This window comes from Methylobacterium litchii, assembly GCF_038442315.1.
GTDB classification, from domain to species: domain Bacteria; phylum Pseudomonadota; class Alphaproteobacteria; order Rhizobiales; family Beijerinckiaceae; genus Methylobacterium; species Methylobacterium litchii.
The window spans coordinates 1-17,924 of the sequence record NZ_JBBXMY010000020.1 but is presented as its reverse complement, the minus strand read 5'-3'; the positions used below and the strand labels follow the sequence as shown (position 1 = coordinate 17,924).

Below are 17,924 nucleotides of genomic sequence, written 5' to 3'. Positions count from 1 at the left end.
TGAACGCGCGAGACCGACCCATGGCCTATGCGGCGACTTTGCCCGATGCGGTTTTCCGAAGCTGCGCCTCGATGGCGGCGTTGGCGCGGCTGCGCAGGGCCTTCGTCGCCTCGCCCTCGTCGAACGTGTCGGGGAAGCGGCGCGCCAGCCACAGATAGGCGGCGGCGAGTTTGACCGTGCGCTCCAGGTCGCCGAGGTCGCCGTCGACGCTGGCCCGCAAGGCGGGGACGAACGCGCCGGCCGCGCGGGCCTGGACCCAGCGGTCGAGCACGCCCGTGGACACCGCGTCGCGGCGGTCGATCGGGGCGACGGCGAAGGCGAAGGCCTCGCGGATCGGGAGCCCGGCCTTGTCCACCGCGCGGGCGGCCTCCAGCGCCTCCTCCATCGCGGAGGGCTGGAACGGCGAGCCGTCGTAGAAGGTCGCGCGGGCGAAGTGGGTCAGCACCTCGGCGAGGGAGGCGGTGCCGAGTTCCAGGGCCGCCGCCTCGATCGCGATCAGATCCGGCCGGACATAGAACCGGGTGTCGGCGGCAGGCGCCGTCGGGGCGCCGGCCAGGGCGTCGCGGATCGGCCCGAGGCTCGTATCGTCTGTGGCCGAGACGTGGCCCTCGTCCTGATGGCCGAAGCGTCCGGCCCGGCCGGCGATCTGGCGGATTTCCGGGTTGGTGAGGGGGCGCGTCGCCGTCCCGTCCCATTTCGTGACCGCCGAGAAGATCACGCGCTTGAGCGGCCCGAGGTTGAGGCCCATGCCGATGGCGTCGGTCGTGACCAGCACCTCGGCCTCGCCGTCGCGGAACCGTCGCGCCTCGGCGCGGCGCACCTCCGGCGACAGGGCGCCGTAGATCGTGGAGACGCTTCGCCCCTCCGCCACCAGGGTCTCGCGGATCTCGTGCACGGCCCGGCGCGAGAAGGCGACGACGGCGTCGCCCGGTTGCACGGATTCGAGGGGGACGGGCGTGTCCAGCGCCACCAGCGGCGTCTTGCGCGCGAAGGTCACGACGTCGAGGGATTCCCCGGCCGCCTCCGCCGCGCGGCGGACATGCGACAGGGCATCGTCCGAGCCGCAGACGATGACGGTCTTCGCCGGGATGCCGAACAAGGCGTTGGTCCAGGCCCAGCCGCGATCGGGATCGGACAGCATCTGGATCTCGTCGATCACCGCCACATCGACCGGGCGGCGCAGGTCCGCCGTCTCGATGGTGCGCGCGGTGTGGCTGGGGTCGGGCTCGCCCAGGATCTCCTCGCCCGTGACCATGCCGGCGCGCAGCCCCCGTTCCAGCAGCGCCTCGTAATTCTCCAGCGCGAGCAGCCGCAGCGGGGCGAGGTAGGTGCCGGTTTGCGCCTGCGCCAGGGCCTGGAGCGCCGCGTAGGTCTTGCCGGAATTGGTCGGCCCCATGTGGAAGACGATCCGCCGGTTCAGCCGGCGGGCGGGCACGAACTTGTCGATGTAGCCGCCGAACCCGACCCGGTCGCGCAGGCGCCGCCGGCCGGATTCCTCCCGCGCCACCACCTTCGCCCGGGTGCGGACGGTCTTGAGCGTGTCGCCGATGGTGCGAGCGAGGTTCGGCGCCGGCGTGAAGATGCGCGAGCGGAGCGACCGGTCGAGGTGGGCGATGTAAGTCGGCGCGTCCGCCCCGGTCTCGTGCAGGTCCTCGCTGATCTGGACGCGCAGCCGGGCGATTGTCGAGCGCAACGAGGCCGTGAGGTCCGCGGCCGTCCCGGCGAGCGCCGCGCGCAGGCCGTCGAGGTGGCGGGCCGGATCGTCGCCCAGCGCCATCTCCTCCAGGATCTCCGTCGCCGCCTCGCCCGGCGGAACGTCGATGCGGAGATCGAGCCGGCCGTCGTCCAGCAGCGGGAGGCTCACCCGAAGCCGCCAGACGAGGTCGCCGTCGCGGCCCGGTTCGGCCCGCAGCGCCGGGAGCGCGGAGCGGAGGAGTGCGACGCCTGTCTCGGCGAAGGCGCGTCGCGCCTCGCCGTCACGCAGGGCGGCGGCGACCGCGTCGTCCTCGACGAAGCCGTCATACTCCGGCAGCGCCATGCGGAGGCGCAACGCCTCCCGGTCGATGGCGGCGGCTCCGATGCCGAGCCGATGCAGGACATCGGCCAGGATGTCGGTCGTCAGGTGGGTGCGCTTGCGAGCCATGCCCCACCTTTCCGGTCGCGCGGCCGCAGATCAAGCGGCGGCGCGCGCTGAGGGTGTCGGCGACGAGCCTCGCGAACGGCTAGGCCGCGCGCACGGTCGCCAGGAAGCGGGCGACTTCGGCCGTCAGGTGCTCGGACTGCCGGGAGAGTTCCGAGGCCGCGCCGAGCACCTGCGTGGCGGCGGCCCCCGTCTCCTCGGCCGCCTGCGCGACGCCGGTGATGTTGCCCGTGACCTCCCCCGTCCCGGCCGCCGCCTGAGACACGTTCCGGACGATCTCCTGCGTCGCCGCGCCCTGCTGCTCCACCGCCGCCGCGATCGAGGTCGCCGTGGCGCTGATGTCGCGGATCCGCTGGGTGATGCCGCCGATGGCCGCCACCGCCTGGCCCGTCGAGCCCTGGATCCGGCTGATCTGCGCGGCGATCTCCTGCGTCGCCCGCGCCGTCTGGCTCGCGAGTTCCTTCACCTCGGCGGCCACCACGGCGAAGCCCTTGCCGGCCTCGCCGGCCCGCGCCGCCTCGATGGTCGCGTTTAGGGCGAGCAGGTTCGTCTGGCCGGCGATGGAGGAGATCAGCCCCACCACGTCGCCGATGCGCTCCACGGCGGCGCTCAGGTCCTGCACCAGAGCCCCCGTCTGGTCGGCCGCGATCACCGCCTCCCGCGCGATGCTGGCGGACCCGTCCACCTGCCGCCCGATCTCCTGGACCGACGAGCCCAGTTCCTCGGCGGCCGCCGCGACCGTGGCGACGTTGCTGCCGGCCTCCTCGGCGGCGGCCGCGACGGCCGTCGACTGCGCGGCGGTCTCGGCGGCGGTGCCGCTCATGGTGCCGGCCGTGGCCTGCAGCTCGGTGGCCGAGGACGACACCATGCCGATGATCCCGCCCACCGCCGCCTCGAAGCCGTCGGCCATCTGCCGCATGCCGGCCTTGCGCTGCTCCTCGGCTGCGAGCCGGGCCTGCGCGGTGTCGGCTTCGAGCTGCCGCGTGCGGATCAGGTTGTCCTTGAACACCTGGACGGCCGACGCCATCGCGCCCACCTCGTCCCGGCGCGCACGGTGGGGCACCTCGGCCTGCGTGTCGCCGCCGGCCAGCACGGTCATGGACGTCGTCATCGCCTGGATCGGGCGGGACACGCGGACCAGCACGAAGAGGGCGGCGCCCAGCGCGGTGAGCAGGCTGAGGGCGACGGCGATATAGGCCGTCGTGCTCGCCGCGTCGGTGGCGCCGATGGCGCCGTCGGCGTCCCGATGCGCCCCGCGCTCATTCAGCTCGATGGCCTTGCCGAGGGTGCTGCGGACCGCATTGTAGAGATCGATGTTGGCCGGATCCGCCATCAACCGGGCCCCGTCGGTCAGCCGCCCGGCCTCCGCCAGCTTCATGGCGTCGCGGCCGATCATGTCGTAGCGACCCCATTCGATCGAAAACGCCTCGTACAGGGCGCGCTCCTCGGCGGAGGAGATCAGCGGCTCATAGGCCCGGCGCGCCTTGTCCAGCGCCGCATTCACCTCGTCCATCTGTCGCACGTTGTCGGTGCGGCTCTGCAAGGCGTCCGCCAGCGCCAGGACGCGCAACTCCTTGATGCGCACCTCTGCGGCGGCCGCACGGAGATTGGTGACGGCGATCACCGAGGGAAGCCAATTCGTGGCGACCTCGTTAACGTTGGCCCGGATGCCGGCCAGGCGCGTGATCGAAAGGACGCCCTGCCCGACGCAGAACAGCGTGAGCAGACCGAAGGCGGCAAAGAGCGAGGATTTCACGGTGAGGGCGAAGCGCATCATTCCATCCCGGAAGATCGAGCCCGGATGGACGCACGCCCCCTGCCGGTGGGCAGGCGTCGACGCGGCCGCACGGGCAGAATGGGGGGACATGGATCGCACGACGCATGAGACAGTCGCCGCTCGTCCAAGCAACGCTATCGTCGTGCCGCTCGCTTAATAAAACGATTGTTTCTGACTGTAGCAGTAGGGCTTGCCCGTCAAATAAAGGTGATTCGGAATCGGGGCGGAGAGCCCTATTCGACCAAGTACCGTATTGCCGTTTTGTCGCACATGAATGCCGGCACGTACGTCTGGGACGACGGGGCCGGCGCAGACCGTCCTGCGCCGGCCGGACCGGATGCCGTTTACTTGGTCGTCTTGACGCTGCCGGTGGACCCGGTCGCCTGCGCCGGGGCCGACTTGGCCGTGGCGGCATGGGCGGCCTGCGGCAGGGCGATGGCGTCGATCACGTCGAAGCGCACCGCGTCCTGAGCCGTCTTCAGGACCGCGTTCGCCTCGTAATACTTGCCCTGGCCGATCAGCGTGGCGGCCTGGTCGACATTGGAGATGGTCTTGTCGAGGGGCAGGACGGCCATCGTGAAGTTGACGTCGACATGGGCCAGCTTGAGCTTCTCGAGCGCGCCCTTCTGATCGCCCTGGGCGAGGTTCTTGTTCGCCTCCGTCACGGCGGAGGCCTTCTCGGGCGTGGCCACGAAGTCGTCGCCCAACGTCAGCTGCGCATCGACGGGCACCCACGCCATCGGCTCCTTGGAGGCCGGCTTGGCGTCGGTCGTCGCGGCCTGTGCCGTTCCCTTGTGGCCGCCGAGGTCGGCTTGCGTCCTGAGATCGGCCTCGGCCTTGGTGAACCGGGCGTCGTCGGTCTTCGCCTTGGCGAAGGCGGCCTGCGCCTTGGCGATCAGGTCCTTCGCCTGGGCGGGGTTCGCCTCGAAGATGGCCAGCCGCGTGAGTTGTAGATCGCGGAAGCCTTGCGCCCCGTCCTTCGACAATTTGCCGACATCCTTGTCGACCACGTTGGTCTGCGCGGCATTCGGCTGAGCCGCCTGCTCGGCGGCATAGGCCGTCCCACCGAGGATGGTGGTCAGCACAAGCGCCGCAGCCATGGATTTACGATAGGCCATCTTTCTAGCTCCATCCGAACGGGGAACAAGCGCCGATGACTTGCGCGGCTGCTTTCATCCCGTGTTCAGATCATAGACTTCCTCCCTATTGGTCGGATGTCCGCCTGGTTAAAAAACCTTAATCTCACTTTTGAGTGCGTCGTAGAACAGGGCGGCGGCGGGCGTCAGCGACGTGTTGCGGCGGCGCACGAGGCTGATCGTGCGGTGGATCACGGGCTCGGTCAGCAGTATCTCGATGAGGTCGTCGCGCGGCGCGGCGCCCTTCAGCGCCGCCGGGAGGATCGCGGCGCCGATGCCCGCCGAGACCAACGCCAGGGCGGTCGGCGTGCTCTCGACCACGAACCGGCCCCGCGGGGGCAGGCCCACGGCCCGTAGCTGCGCCTCGACGCGGGGCCGGTTACCGCTGGCGCCGCCGAGGGTCACGAGATCCGTGCCGGACAGGTCGGTCCACCGGACCTCGCGCCGCCCGGCCAGGGCATGGCCGGGGTGGCAGATCAGCACGAACGGATCCCGCACCAGCCGATCCTCGACGAGATCGGGATCCGCCTCCTGCTGGATGTGGATCCCGAAATCCGCCTCCCCCTTGCGCACGGCTTCGGTGACCAGGGCCCCGGAGCGTTCGAGGATCTGGACCCGGTTCTGCGGGTGATCGCGCGCATAGGCCTGCAGGACCGCCGGCATCCGGCGGAAAGCGATCGATTGGACGGTCGCCACCGTCACGTCGCCGATGCCGAGCCGCGAGGTCGTGCGCAGGCGTTCGACCCCATGGGTGAAATCGCCGATGAGCCGCGTCGCCAGCGGCAGGAACTCGCGGCCCACCGGGCTCAAGCGCACAGTCCGCGTCGTGCGGTCGAGCAGCACCGCACCGAGGAAGGCTTCGAGCTTCTGGATCCGCCGCGTCAGCGCCGTCTGGGTCAGCCCCAGGCTCTCCGCCGCCCGGCGGTAGCTGCCGAGTTCCGCGATCAACACGAAGGCCTGCACGCCGTCCACGGGGAGTTTCATGTTGAAAGATCATGAATTGATGAGATCAATTCATTTTACTCGATGATCCCGGCGCGGGACAAGGAGCGCAGGGCCATAACCCGCCCGATACGACTCGACCCCGGCTCGAAACGGGGCGATGCGGAGGAAACGATGAGCGCGCATGCCGCCGCCGGGTCGGCGGTCGCGACCTCGACCCGTCCGGCGCCGGCGCCGACCTCCGTCTGGGCGCGGGCCATGGCGGCGCGGGTCGGCATCATCCCGCTGCCGGTCTATCTCCTCCTCCTCGCGCTGATCGCCGCCTTCGCCGTCAGGGGAAAGTTTTCGGGTGAGGTGACGGTGATGATCGCCGTCATCGTCGCGGGCGGCTTCACCTGCGCCGAGATCGGCCGGCGCATCCCGCTGCTGCGGGCGGTCGGCGGGTCGTCCCTGGTGACGATCTTCCTGCCTTCGTTCCTCGTCGCCCATCAGCTGCTGCCGGCCCCGCTCGTGCAGGCGGTGACGACCTTCACGAAGTCAACGAACTTCATCTACCTGTTCATCACCGCCGTCGTGGTCGGCTCGATCCTGAGCATGGACCGCCGGGTGCTGATCCAGGGTTTCGCCAAGATCTTCGTGCCCCTCGCGCTCGGTTCCCTCGCCGGCCTCCTCGTCGGCGGAAGCGTCGGCTGGCTCGTGGGCATCGGCTTCTGGCGGTCGATCCTCTACGTCGTGGTCCCGGTCATGGCCGGGGGCGTCGGCGAGGGCGCGATCCCGCTCTCGGTCGGCTATGCGGAGGCGCTCGGGGTCGATCACGGCGGGATGCTGGGCCAGATCCTGCCGCTGGTCTTCTTCGGGAACCTCGTCGCCATCATCTGCTGCGGCGCCCTCAACACCCTGGGCAAGCGCCGCCCCGACCTCACCGGCAACGGCCGGCTCCAACCCGTCGCGCCTGGAGAGGCGGAGGCCGATTCCGGCGCCGTCCACCGGGACACCTCCGGGATCGATGTCGCCACCGTCGCGGCCGGCGGCATCACGGGCATCGCCATCTACGTCTTCGGCACGCTGATCCACGCCCTCGTCGGCCTGCCCGCCCCCGTGGCGATGCTGTTCCTCGTCGTGATCGTGAAACTGCTGCGCGCGGTGCCGGCCCCGCTCGAAGAAGGCGCCCGCGTGGTGTTCCGCTTCTTCGTGGTGGCGGTGACCTACCCGCTTCTGTTCAGCACGGCGGTGGCGCTGACCCCCTGGCACGAACTGGTCGCGGCGTTCCACCCGGCCAACCTCGTCACCATCGTGGCGACCGTCCTCGCCCTCACCGGCACCGGCTACGTCGTCGGACGCTGGCTCGCGATGTACCCGATCGAGACCGCCATCGTGAACGCCTGCCACAGCGGCCTCGGCGGCACCGGCGACGTCATGATCCTCACCGCCGCCGAGCGGATGGAGCTGATGCCCTTCGCCCAGGTCGCGACCCGGATCGGCGGGGCGCTCACCGTCACCGCCGCGATCGTCGCCATGGCCCATTTCCGAATCGTCTGACGGAGGCGCGCCGTGCTGATGCGCTCGAAACTGTTCGTCCCGGCCTCCCGGCCCGACCTGTTCGCGAAGGCCGCCGCCGGCCCCGCCGACGCCCTCTCCTTCGACCTCGAGGATGCCGTGCCGGAAGCCCGCAAGGGCGAGGCGCGGGAGGCTCTCGCGGCCTATCTGCGGGAGGCCCCGGCCGGTTCGGGCCAGATCGTCGTGGTGCGGGTCAACGCCCCCGGCACGGCGCATTTCGCGGCCGATCTGGAGGCGGTGGCCCTGCCGCGCACCGACCTCGTCAACCTGCCGATGGTCGAGGAGCCGGCCGCGATCACGGATGCGGCCGCGCGTCTCGACCGCCTGGATCCGGAGGGCCGCATCCGCCTCCTCGTCAACATCGAGACCCCCCGTTCGCTGCGCCGGGCGGCGGACCTCGCCTGCGCGCATCCCCGCGTCGCCGGGCTGCAGATCGGCTACGCCGACCTGCTGGAGCCCTGCGGCATCGACCGGGACGACGCCCCCGCCCTCGCGCAGATCCGCGTGGCCGTGCGTCTCGCCGCCGCCGAGGCCGGGGTGCCGGCCTATGACGGGGCCTTCGCGGCGGTGAAGGAGCCGGAGGCGTTCCGCGCCGAATGCGAGGCCGCCCGGCGGCACGGCTTCGCGGGTAAGACCTGCATCCACCCCTCCCAGGTCGGCATCGCCAACGCCGCCTTCCTGCCGCGCCCCGACGAGGTGGAATGGTCGCGCCGCATCCTCGCGGCCGCCGCCGAGGCCGAGACACGGGGCCTGGGCGCGATCCTCGTGGACGGGCGGATGATCGATCCGCCCTTCCTCGCCCGCGCTCGCGCCGTCGTGGCGCTGTCCGACCTCCATGCCGGGACGCAAGCCCGATGACCCCGCCCGACCTGCACAGGCGCGATTACCGGCCCGAGGCCAAGGGCATCCTCGACGGGGTGCGCATCCTCGACCTCTCCCGTCTCTTCGCGGGCAACGTGCTCACGCAGATGCTCGGCGATTTCGGCGCCGAGGTCATCAAGGTGGAGCCCCCCGAGGGCGACACCCTCCGCGCCTGGAAGACCGAAGGCGTCGAGACCCATTGGAAGATCTACGCCCGCAACAAGAAGAGCCTGTGCCTGTCGCTGCGCGACCCGCGCGCCGTCGAGGTGCTGCGCGCCCTGGTGCCCTCCTGCCACATGCTGGTGGAGAGCTTCCGGCCGGGCGTCCTGGAGTCGATGGGCCTGTCGCCCGAGGCCCTGCACGCCCTCAACCCCGGGCTCACGATCATCCGCATCTCCGGCTGGGGGCAGGACGGGCCCTACGCGCAGCGGCCCGGCTTCGGCACGGTGATCGAAGGCTTCTCGGGCTTCGCGGCCATGAACGGCTTCGCCGACCGCGAGCCGGTACTGCCGCCGATGTACCTCGCGGACGGCGTCGCCGGCCTCACCGGGGCCTCGGCCGCGATGATCGCCCTGCGCGAGGTGGAGGTGAACGGGGGCAAGGGCCAGGTGATCGACCTGCCCCTCCTCGACCCGCTCTTCGCCATCCTCAGCCCGCAGGCGGCGCATCACCGGCTCACCGGCCGGGTGAAGCCGCGCACCGGCTCGCGCTCGACGAACTCGGCCCCGCGCAACGCCTACCGCTGCAGCGACGGGCTGTATGTCGGGCTGTCGGGCTCCATCCAGAAGATGGCCGAGCGCCTGTTCCGGGCAATCGGGCGTCCCGACCTCGTGGACGACCCGCGCTTCCGCACCAATGCCGACCGGCTGCGACACGTGGACGAACTCGACGCCATCATCGGCGCCTTCATCGGGCAGCGGACGCAGGCCGAGAACGTCGCCTTCTTCGAGGCGGCCGAGGTCACGATCGGCCCGATCAACGATGCGGCGAGGCTCGTCGCCGATCCGCATGTGATCGCGCGCGAACTCGTCGCCGACTATCCCGACCCGGAGATGGGGCTTCTGCCCATGCATGCCGTCGTGCCGCGCCTGCACGACCGCCCGGGCTCGATCCGCACGCCCGCGCCCCGCCTCGGACAACACAACCGGGAGGTGCTGAGCGGGGTCGGCATCACCGACGCGGCCTTCGACGCTTTGGTCGAGGCGGGCGTCGTCCGCGGCGGCGAAACCCGCTGACGACAACGACAGGGAGAATGGGCATGCCCACGCTGACACGCCGCGGTTTCGTCGCCGCCGCCATGGCCGGATGGGCCGTCGCCGACGGGGCGCTGGCCGCCGACGCGCCCGTCCCGAACTCCGCCGGGACCGAGCGGCCGCGCCATCCCGCGCCGGCCCTTGCCTGCGATTCCCATTTCCACATCATCGACGCGCGCTTTCCGCCGCCGGATACGCCGAAGCCCCCCGGCATGACCTTCGACGATTACCGCCTGCTCCAGGCGCGGCTCGGCACGACCCGCGCCGTGCCGGTCCAGCCGAAGAACCACGGGACCGATCCGGCCTGCCTCCTCGACGCCCTGGCGCGCTTCGGCGGCAACGGGCGCGGCATCGCCGTCCTGCGCCCGGACGTCGCCGACGCCGAGTTGAAGCGCCTCGATGCCGGTTACGTGCGCGGCCTGCGGTTCAGCGTCTGGAATCCGAACGATACGGTGGCCCCCATCGCGACGATCGAGCCGCTGGCCAAGCGCATCGCCGATCTCGGCTGGCACGTGCAGCTGCACATGTCGGGGGACCAGATCCGGGAGAACGCGGCGCTTCTGAACCGGCTGCCCTGCCCTATCGTGTTCGACCATATGGGCCGCCTCGACCCGGCCAAGGGCCCCGACGACCCCGCCTTCACGACCATCGCCGGCCTGGTTGACAAGGGGAAGGCCTGGGTGAAGCTCGCGGGCGCCTACCTGAACACCAAGGCCGGCCCGCCCGGCTACCCGGACGCGACACGCACCGCCCAGGCTTTCGTGCGGCTCGCCCCCGAACGCCTCGTCTGGGGCAGCGACTGGCCGCACGTCACCGAGAAACACAAGCCCGACGACGCGGTGCTGTTCGATCTGCTCTCCGAGTGGGCCGGCAGCGAGGCGGTGCGGGACAAAATCCTCGTCGACAATCCGGCCAAGCTTTACGGCTTCGCCTGAGGGGAGAGCGGCCGATGCGGAACCCGATCACGCCCTCCCGCCGTCAGGTCGCCGCATGGCTGGGCGCGGGGGCGGCGCTCGCCGCCGGAACGGCCAGGGCCGCCCCCGGCGCGGAGGCTCCCCTCGCCGACCGGCTCGCGGCCTACGCCCATGCCCTGCGGTTCGAGGATCTCGACCCGGCCGGCGTCGAGACGGTGAAGGTCCATCTCATCGACGCCCTGGGATGCGGGCTCGCCGCCCTCGATGCCGGGCCGGTGCGGATCTGCCGCGAGATCGCGCTCGGCGACGGGGCGGGCTCCGCGACCGTGCTGGGCACCGACCGGCGGACCAGCCCGGACTTGGCCGCCTTCGCGAACGGCGTCGCCATCCGCTACGAGGATTTCAACGACGTCTATGTCGGTCGCGAGCCCGGCCACCCCAGCGACAGCATCGCCGCCTGCCTCGCCGTGGCCGAGGCCGAAGGGGCCAGCGGCCGCGACCTGATCACGGCGATCGCCCTCGCCTACGAGATCGATTGCCGCCTGCTCGACGCGGCCGAGGTGACGGGGCGGGGCTGGGACCACCCGGTCTACAGCCTGCCCGCCTCGGCGCTGGCGGCCGGCAAGCTGATGCGGCTCCCGCCGGAAGCGCTGACCCAGGCCGTCAACCTCGCGATCAACGGCCACATCGCCATGAACCAGACCCGCGTGCAGACGCTGTCGGACTGGAAGGGCGTGGCCGATGCCGAGGCCACCCGCGCGGGCGTGTTCGCGGCGCGCCTCGCCCGCGCCGGCCTCACGGGCCCGGCGCCGATCTTCGAGGGCCGCGCCGGGTTCTTCCAACAGGTCTCGGGCCCGTTCACCGTCGATGTCGGGGCGTTCGGCGGCCGGGGGCGCCCCTTCCGCATCGCACGATGCGGGATCAAGCCCTACCCGGCGCAGGTCTACTGCCTCACGGCGATCCCGGCGGGCATCGCCCTCGCCGCGGAGGCGGGGGGCGTCGCGGCCATCCGCAGCCTGCGCATCGATACGACGCATCTCGGCTACGTCACCGCCGGCCGCGACCGCGAGAAATGGCGCCCCACGACGAAGGACACGGCCGACCACAGCCTGCCCTACATCACGGCACGGGCGATGCTCGACGGCGCCATCACCAACGACAGCTACGCCCCCGACAAGCTCCGCGATCCCGCCCTGCTGGCCCTGATCGACCGGATCACCGTCGCGGAGGATGCCGCCCTGACGGCCATGCAGCCGACGGCGGTGCCGAACCGTCTGACCGCGACGCTGACGGATGGTCGCGTCCTCGTCCGGCAGGTCGATGATGTCCCCGGCTTCGTGGCCCGGCCGATGACCCGCGACGACGTCGCGCGCAAGTTCCGCATGAATGCGGGCCGGCGACTCGACGCGGACAGGGTTCGCCAAGTCCTCGACGCCTTTTGGGCGATCGACGAACGGCCCGACCTCACCGGCCTGCTTTCGGCCCTGTCGTAAGCCCCGACGATGACGATGGGGACCGCCTGTCGCCCCGGCACGCCGTTGTCGCCTCGTCAGCGCCGGGCTACGGGACCTATGAAATCCGATGCAGGCCGGAGCAACCGGCCGCCTCGTCTCGCTCGGGAGTGAACATGACGCCGAACCCGTCTCGCGGCCTGGCCGTCGCGGTCGCCTGCCTCGGTCTGGCCGCCCTCGGGCCGCTGCCGGGCATGGCCCAGGAAACCAAGGCGACCGCCGCCCTGCCGGCCAACGTGCAGGTGGACAAGGGCTCGGCGCTCTACGGGCGCCCGGAGGGAACCGGCGCGGCGAAGCTCGCCCCGGTCGCCGGGCCGCCGATCGCCACGGCCGCCGCGAAACTGCCCCTCGACCGGCTGAAGGTGCCGGACGGCTTCAAGATCGAGGTCTATGCCAGCGGGCTCGCCAATGCGCGTTCCCTGGCCCAGGCGCCGGACGGCACCGTGTTCGTCGGCACCCGCACGGTCGGCAAGGTCTACGCGGTCCTCCCAGAGGCCGGGGCGGACGGCACGCACGCAGTCAAGACTATCGCCTCCGGACTTCACCGCCCGAACGGCGTCGCCTTCCATGACGGCGCCCTCTACGTCGCGGAACTGTCCAAGATCTGGCGATACGACCAAATCCTCAAGCATCTCGACGGTGGCCAGACGCCTCAACTCGTCTACGACGACCTGCCGAAGGACGAGGCGCATGGCTGGAAGTTCATCGCCATCGGGCCCGACGACAAGCTCTACGTGCCGGTCGGCGCGCCGGGCAACATCCAGCTCCCGCCCGAGACCCATGCGCAGATCCGGCGGATGGACCTCGACGGCAAGAACGTCGAGGTGATCGCCCGGGGCGTGCGCAACACCGTCGGCTTCGACTGGAACCCGAAGACGAAGCAGCTGTGGTTCACGGACAACGGACGCGACTGGGTGTCGGAGGACATCCCCAACGACGAACTCAACGTCGTGACCGATCCCGGCAAGCAGCATTTCGGCTATCCGTTCTGCCACCAGGGGACGTTCACCGACCCCGAATACGGCTGGGGCCATTCCTGCAGCGAGTTCACCGCGCCCGCCGCGCTGCTCGGGCCGCACACGGCCTCCCTCGGCATGCGGTTCTACACCGGCACGCAGTTCCCGGACGCCTACAAGGACGCGATCTTCGTCGCGCAGCACGGCTCCTGGAACCGCACCACCAAGCTCGGCGGTGATGTGCTGGTCGCCAAGCCCGGCCCGGACGGCAAGGTCGCCTCGACCGAGCCGTTCCTGACCGGCTTCCTGCAGGACAACAAGTATGTCGGGCGGCCCGTCGACGTCCTGGTCGCCAAAGACGGCTCCCTCCTCGTCTCGGACGACTACAACGGCGCGATCTACCGCGTGAGCTACGCCAAATGAACGACCCTCGGGGTCTGTTCGGGGCGCTGGCCTTCCTCACCGCCGTCGGCATGACCGGGGCGGCCCTCGCGGCCTCGGCCGCCGAGGCCCCGGTGCCGGAGCGGCTGACGGCCTGCGTCGCCTGCCACGGCGCGGGAACCTCCGCGACCGAGGGGGTGCCCTCGCTCGGGGCGCAGCCGGCGGATTACGTCGTCACGCAGCTTTTCCAGTTCCGGGAGAAGCAGCGGGAGGCGGCGCCGATGAACGACATCGCCGCCGGGTTCTCCGACGACGACCTTAAGGCCTATGCGGAGGCCGTCGCGACCCTGCCCGCGCCAACGTGGTCCGGCGCCGCGCCGGACGACGCGCTCAAGGCGCGCGCCCAGGCGATCATCGGCAAGCACCAGTGCACGTCCTGCCACGGGGCCGACCTCGCGGGCCACGACGCGATCCCGCGGATCCGCGCCCAGCGGGAGGAGTATCTCGCCAAGGCCCTGGCCGCCTACAAATCCAACGCGCGGCCGGGTTACGACCCGGCGATGAACGAGGTCGCCCAGGAGCTCAAGGACGACGAGATCCGCGATCTCGCCGCCTACATCGCGCGGCTTTGACGGGACGCCGGAGTGAGACCGGTCGCAGCATCGAGGGAGGTCACATGCGCGCGTTGACTCTGCTGCGGGCGGCCGCCGTGGGACTGGCATTGTCCTGGGCGGCGTCGGCGGCTCAGGCGGCCGAGTATCCCGCGCCCAAGGAGGGCGATTGGACGGTCAAGGACTTCACGTTCCACACGGGCGAAGTCCTGCCGGAACTGCATCTGCACTACGTCACCATCGGCGATCCGAAGGGCGAGCCCGTCGTGGTCCTGCACGGCACCACGGGCTCGACGGCCAGCATGCTGACGGACGGCTTTGCCGGTGAGTTGTTCGGCCCCGGACAACCGCTCGATGCCGCGAAGTATTACATCATCATCCCGGACGCGATCGGCCACGGGAAGTCGTCCAAGCCGTCGGACAGGCTCAAGACGCGCTTTCCGAAATACAATTACGACGACATGGCCGAGGCACAGTACCGGCTGCTGAAGCAGCATCTCGGCCTCGAACACGTCCGCCTGATCATCGGCAATTCGATGGGCGGCATGCATGCCTGGATCTTGGGCGCGACGCACCCCGACTACACGGACATCCTCGTCCCCATGGCGGCCCAGCCGAGCGAGATGGCGAGCCGCAACTGGATGCTGCGCAGGCTACTGGTCGAGTCCATCCGGCGCGACCCGGCCTATGCCAACGGCGAGTACACCACGCAGCCGCCGTCGTTGCGGGTCGCCAACGTCTTCTTCGCCCTCGCCACCAGCGGGGGAACGCTGGCCTTACAGAACAAGGCCCCGACGGGTGACGCGGCCGATGCGCTCGTGACGGCGCGTCTCGCGGCGCCGCTCAATGCCGACGCCAACGACTACATCTACCAATGGGAATCGTCCCGGGGCTACAATCCCTCGCCGGGGCTGGAGACGATCAAGGCTGCTGTGCTGGCGATCAACTCGGCCGATGACGAACGCAATCCACCCGAAACCGGGATCATGGAGCGCGACATGAAGCGGTTGAAGAACGGGCGCCTGTACCTGATACCGGCCAGCCCCGAGACCACGGGTCACGGCACCACGGCCTTCGCGAAATTCTACAAGGAGCAGCTCAGGGCGCTTCTCCAGACCGCACCGAAGCTCGCGATGTAGCTCTGCCCGTCGCGAGCGAGCCCTCCTCACGGGATTGCCCCCTGGTCGCGGACATCCTGATCATCGCAAGCTAGACTTGAAATTCCGGCCCGCGGAAATCCGCCGGGCGGTGTAGAGGCGATGAGCGTTGCCGCCGCGATGGATGCCGGGCGTCCGTAAGAACAGCCGAACTTCTCATCGGAAACCCATGCAAGGAGTTTCCCGTGGGGATAAGATCAAATTGATGAGTTAAAACAGCGGCTTAGCCGAGGAGTGGTGCCCAGGGGCGGATTGGGCTTACGTCGACACTATATCAATCAGATCAGCGGGTTAGGCCGCTCCTTAATTCGTCGCTGGTCACTTTGTGCATCACTCGTGTGATGCGCGCAAGCGCAAACCAGCGGCTTGAGCATAGACGACAAGGAGTATTGAGGGTGGCTGGATGGCTGGCCGCCACAGCCTTGATGCCACCCACCGCGTAGACCGCTTGCATCAGATCGCGTTGTGCCTCAGCGTCTGGACAGACAACTATGTGACTGCTTTGAAAGGCTTGGTCGAACAGACCTTTGCCCCGCACATAGTCCGAGGTCAGAACACCGACGCGCTGGACCATGGGATGGTCGGCCGTCAGCTTCGCCCGCAAGGCTTCGATTAAACCGAAGATAGGCGTGCTGATGTTGGGAGCGATCTCATCGAGGAAGGTCTGGCTGATGAAGCACGGAAGCAGGATCACGTCGATGCCCCGCATTTCCAGGCGACGGATCAGCGAAAAGGCGTGCAGCTTGCGACCAGTGGGATCGTAGTCGGTATCGGCGCGTTGCGGTCTCTGGGGAAGCTATGTCGCTCAAAGGCGACGGCATAGCGTTCGGGATCGACGGCAGTTGCGCGAATGAGGTGCTGAAGCGAGTCTGCACCCGCCAGCGCGCCGAGGCCGCCAACCACGCCGAAGGCAAATCGATCATCGATCACCAGAAACCTTAGTCCTCAGAAGGACCCGTGTCCGCAATGGATCGGATTGCACGCGTGCTTAGTTAGAAACCGAATGGTTGACGAACGGCCACTTCGGAGAAGCGCCGGTAGGGAACTATTCGACCAAGTTGGGTCCAAGATGGACCGGCTCCTCCTTGGTTTGCTATCGGTGTCTACAATTGGCGCACGATGTACCTCCTACGATTACGATAGTGTTCCTGGGGTACGGGTGAAGCGTCGAGGCGAAGCAGGGTGCACTAAGCCGCGATCAGTTCGTCGCTCCATCCTCACCCCAGCGACGCAGCGCTCGGACATGCGGCCGTAGCAGCGTGATGCCCAACAGCTTGATGCTCGCGAGCGCCGTGCTCAACAGCGCGATCGGCAGCCACGCCCCACCCGAGGCTTCCGCCAGCTCCGTGCCAACGATCGGCGTCAGGCCCCCCGCCACCGCGCCGCTGAACTGGTAGCCGATCGAGATGGCGGTGTAGCGCACCCGGGTCGGGAATGCGCCGGCGACGTAGCCGGCCACCACCGCGTAGAAGCTCGCGATACCGAGCTGGATCAGGCACAGGCCCAGCGTGATCGCGGCGAACGAGCGCGTCTCTAGCAGTAGGAACAGCGGTTAGGGTGCGACGATGCACCAAAGCAGCGAGAGCTGAAGGAAGCGGCTCTCGTCGCCGAGCCGCTTGGCCGCGCGCGCGGCCACCGGGTGGACGATGAACTGCACCCCGGCGGTAATCAGCAAGGCGTCGAGGATCACCGCGTGCTCGATATGCAGGTACTGCACGGCGTAGGTGATCAGGAACACCTGATAGAGATACACCGAGGCGATGTCGAAGGTGTTGGCGGCGATCGCCATCAGCAGCGGGCAGCGCTGCGTGCGCATATCTCTGGGATCGGCGCCGCCCGGGCGAGCGCTTCCCGATCGGCCGCCTGCGCGGCCTGGAACGCCATCGATTCTGCGGCACCGAGCCGGATAACGAACCCCACCGCCAGGAGCACGACGCTGGCGAGGAGCGGCAGGCGCCAGCCCCAAGCGAGGAATGCCTCCTTGTTCATCAGCCCGGCTAGTGCAGTGACGCGAACGGAGGATTCACGCGGGCGGTGAGGCGTGCGAGTCTGGGCCATGACTCAGACGGTATGCGTACTCATCGATGCGAGCGACGCGGCACGGCTGGCTGCGATCGCCAGCGACCGCTCTCGTCCGCTCAAGCACACCCAGCGCGCCGGCATCGTCCTGCTCTCGGCCGAGCGCTTGAGCGTCCAGGACGTCGCCCGGCGGGCAGGTGTCAGCCGCCCGGCCGTGTGGCGCTGGCAGCTGCGCTACGCCGAGGCGGGCGTCGAAGGTCTGCTGCGCGATAAGACGCGTCCGCCCGGGACACCACCCCATTCGACCGAGACGGCGGCCGAGGTCTTGGCGCTGACCTGCTCGGAGCCGCCGGGCGAGGTCACCCACTGGACCGGCCGGGCCGTGGCCCGCGCGGTCAGGATCTCGTTGCAGGCCGTGCCGCGGATCTGGGACGCCCACCGCCTCCAGCCGCATCGGCTACGCACGTTCAAGCGCTCGCGCGGCCCCGCCTTCGCCGCCAAAGTCGAGGATGCCGTCGGCCTCTATATGGCCCCGCCCGCCCACATTGATACAAGCTTGACCGTTCGCGTTCTCCCGGCAACTAGGTGTTTGGTCCCGGCATTTGGTGGAGCGGGTTTGACCTGAAGCGTTCGGGCTCGGCGGACCATGCTTTGCAGATAGCCTCGTAGGGCGTGAGGCCACGCAGGATCTTGAGGCGGCGGCCAAAGT

General features: G+C 69.6%; 16 protein-coding genes and 3 pseudogenes. 10 read left to right on the top strand and 9 right to left on the bottom strand.

Going from position 1 to position 17,924, the window contains the following annotated elements; all coding sequences use genetic code 11:
• Window positions 1-25 precede the first annotated feature (25 nt).
• The 4 genes from AAHF99_RS23625 to AAHF99_RS23610 all read right to left on the bottom strand — a co-directional run bounded on the left by AAHF99_RS23625 (window position 26) and on the right by AAHF99_RS23610 (window position 6,037).
• Window positions 26-2,143, bottom strand: a complete 2,118-nt coding sequence (locus AAHF99_RS23625; protein ID WP_342166844.1) for a helicase-related protein — start codon at window positions 2,141-2,143, stop codon at window positions 26-28.
• 79 nt (window positions 2,144-2,222) lie between these two features.
• Window positions 2,223-3,914: a methyl-accepting chemotaxis protein gene (locus AAHF99_RS23620; RefSeq protein WP_342166884.1), complete on the bottom strand. Its 1,692-nt coding sequence runs from the start codon at window positions 3,912-3,914 to the stop codon at window positions 2,223-2,225.
• Between the two features lie 347 nt (window positions 3,915-4,261).
• Window positions 4,262-5,035, bottom strand: coding sequence for a YfdX family protein (locus AAHF99_RS23615; protein ID WP_342166843.1), 774 nt, complete (start codon window positions 5,033-5,035; stop codon window positions 4,262-4,264).
• Window positions 5,036-5,143: 108 nt separating this feature from the next.
• Entirely contained in the window at window positions 5,144-6,037 is an 894-nt protein-coding gene (locus AAHF99_RS23610; protein ID WP_243956444.1) for a LysR family transcriptional regulator, read from the bottom strand.
• Window positions 6,038-6,169: 132 nt separating this feature from the next.
• On the opposite strand from AAHF99_RS23610, the gene AAHF99_RS23605 reads away from it, so the two are divergent.
• The 8 genes from AAHF99_RS23605 (at window position 6,170) to AAHF99_RS23570 (ending at window position 15,178) form a co-directional block, all read left to right on the top strand.
• Window positions 6,170-7,534, top strand: a complete 1,365-nt coding sequence (locus AAHF99_RS23605; RefSeq protein ID WP_342166842.1) for a 2-hydroxycarboxylate transporter family protein — start codon at window positions 6,170-6,172, stop codon at window positions 7,532-7,534.
• A gap of 18 nt (window positions 7,535-7,552) precedes the next feature.
• A complete protein-coding gene (locus AAHF99_RS23600; protein WP_342166841.1) occupies window positions 7,553-8,410 on the top strand; it encodes an HpcH/HpaI aldolase/citrate lyase family protein in 858 nt (285 codons plus the stop codon).
• Window positions 8,407-9,648: a CaiB/BaiF CoA transferase family protein gene (locus AAHF99_RS23595; protein ID WP_342166840.1), complete on the top strand. Its 1,242-nt coding sequence runs from the start codon at window positions 8,407-8,409 to the stop codon at window positions 9,646-9,648. Before AAHF99_RS23600 ends, AAHF99_RS23595 begins: the two co-directional genes overlap by 4 nt.
• Window positions 9,649-9,671: 23 nt before the next feature.
• On the top strand, window positions 9,672-10,601 hold the full coding sequence (locus tag AAHF99_RS23590) for an amidohydrolase family protein (protein ID WP_342166839.1): 930 nt from the start codon (window positions 9,672-9,674) through the stop codon (window positions 10,599-10,601).
• 14 nt (window positions 10,602-10,615) lie between these two features.
• Window positions 10,616-12,073 carry an MmgE/PrpD family protein gene (locus tag AAHF99_RS23585; protein WP_342166838.1) on the top strand — a complete coding sequence of 486 codons (1,458 nt, stop codon included), beginning with the start codon at window positions 10,616-10,618 and terminating at the stop codon, window positions 12,071-12,073.
• A gap of 134 nt (window positions 12,074-12,207) precedes the next feature.
• On the top strand, window positions 12,208-13,470 hold the full coding sequence (locus tag AAHF99_RS23580) for a PQQ-dependent sugar dehydrogenase (protein WP_342166837.1): 1,263 nt from the start codon (window positions 12,208-12,210) through the stop codon (window positions 13,468-13,470).
• Window positions 13,467-14,060: a c-type cytochrome gene (locus tag AAHF99_RS23575; protein ID WP_412759937.1), complete on the top strand. Its 594-nt coding sequence runs from the start codon at window positions 13,467-13,469 to the stop codon at window positions 14,058-14,060. Before AAHF99_RS23580 ends, AAHF99_RS23575 begins: the two co-directional genes overlap by 4 nt.
• Before the next feature lie 44 nt (window positions 14,061-14,104).
• Entirely contained in the window at window positions 14,105-15,178 is a 1,074-nt protein-coding gene (locus AAHF99_RS23570) for an alpha/beta fold hydrolase (RefSeq protein ID WP_342166836.1), read from the top strand.
• Between the two features lie 301 nt (window positions 15,179-15,479).
• Here AAHF99_RS23570 and AAHF99_RS23565 read toward each other — a convergent pair.
• A pseudogene (locus tag AAHF99_RS23565) lies at window positions 15,480-15,971 on the bottom strand (aspartate/glutamate racemase family protein); the annotation flags it as partial.
• 23 nt (window positions 15,972-15,994) lie between these two features.
• Between AAHF99_RS23565 and AAHF99_RS23560 the strand changes: the two are divergent.
• Window positions 15,995-16,138 (top strand): hypothetical protein, encoded by a 144-nt coding sequence (locus AAHF99_RS23560; protein ID WP_342166835.1) that lies wholly within the window; start codon window positions 15,995-15,997, stop codon window positions 16,136-16,138.
• A gap of 256 nt (window positions 16,139-16,394) precedes the next feature.
• Here AAHF99_RS23560 and AAHF99_RS23555 read toward each other — a convergent pair whose 3' ends face one another.
• The 3 genes from AAHF99_RS23555 to AAHF99_RS23545 form a co-directional block, all read right to left on the bottom strand.
• The gene (locus AAHF99_RS23555; RefSeq protein WP_342166834.1) at window positions 16,395-16,655 is read right to left on the bottom strand and encodes a hypothetical protein; all 261 of its coding nucleotides are present in this window, start codon (window positions 16,653-16,655) and stop codon (window positions 16,395-16,397) included.
• Window positions 16,656-16,748: 93 nt separating this feature from the next.
• Window positions 16,749-17,012, bottom strand: coding sequence for a hypothetical protein (locus tag AAHF99_RS23550; RefSeq protein ID WP_342166833.1), 264 nt, complete (start codon window positions 17,010-17,012; stop codon window positions 16,749-16,751).
• Entirely contained in the window at window positions 16,985-17,185 is a 201-nt protein-coding gene (locus AAHF99_RS23545; RefSeq protein ID WP_342166832.1) for a hypothetical protein, read from the bottom strand. Before AAHF99_RS23545 ends, AAHF99_RS23550 begins: the two co-directional genes overlap by 28 nt.
• 67 nt (window positions 17,186-17,252) lie before the next feature.
• Here AAHF99_RS23545 and AAHF99_RS23540 point away from each other — a divergent pair.
• A pseudogene (locus tag AAHF99_RS23540) lies at window positions 17,253-17,759 on the top strand (helix-turn-helix domain-containing protein); the annotation flags it as partial.
• A 37-nt stretch (window positions 17,760-17,796) separates the two neighbouring features.
• On the opposite strand, the pseudogene AAHF99_RS23535 reads toward AAHF99_RS23540, so the two are convergent.
• Window positions 17,797-17,924: pseudogene (locus AAHF99_RS23535) on the bottom strand (IS481 family transposase); the annotation flags it as partial.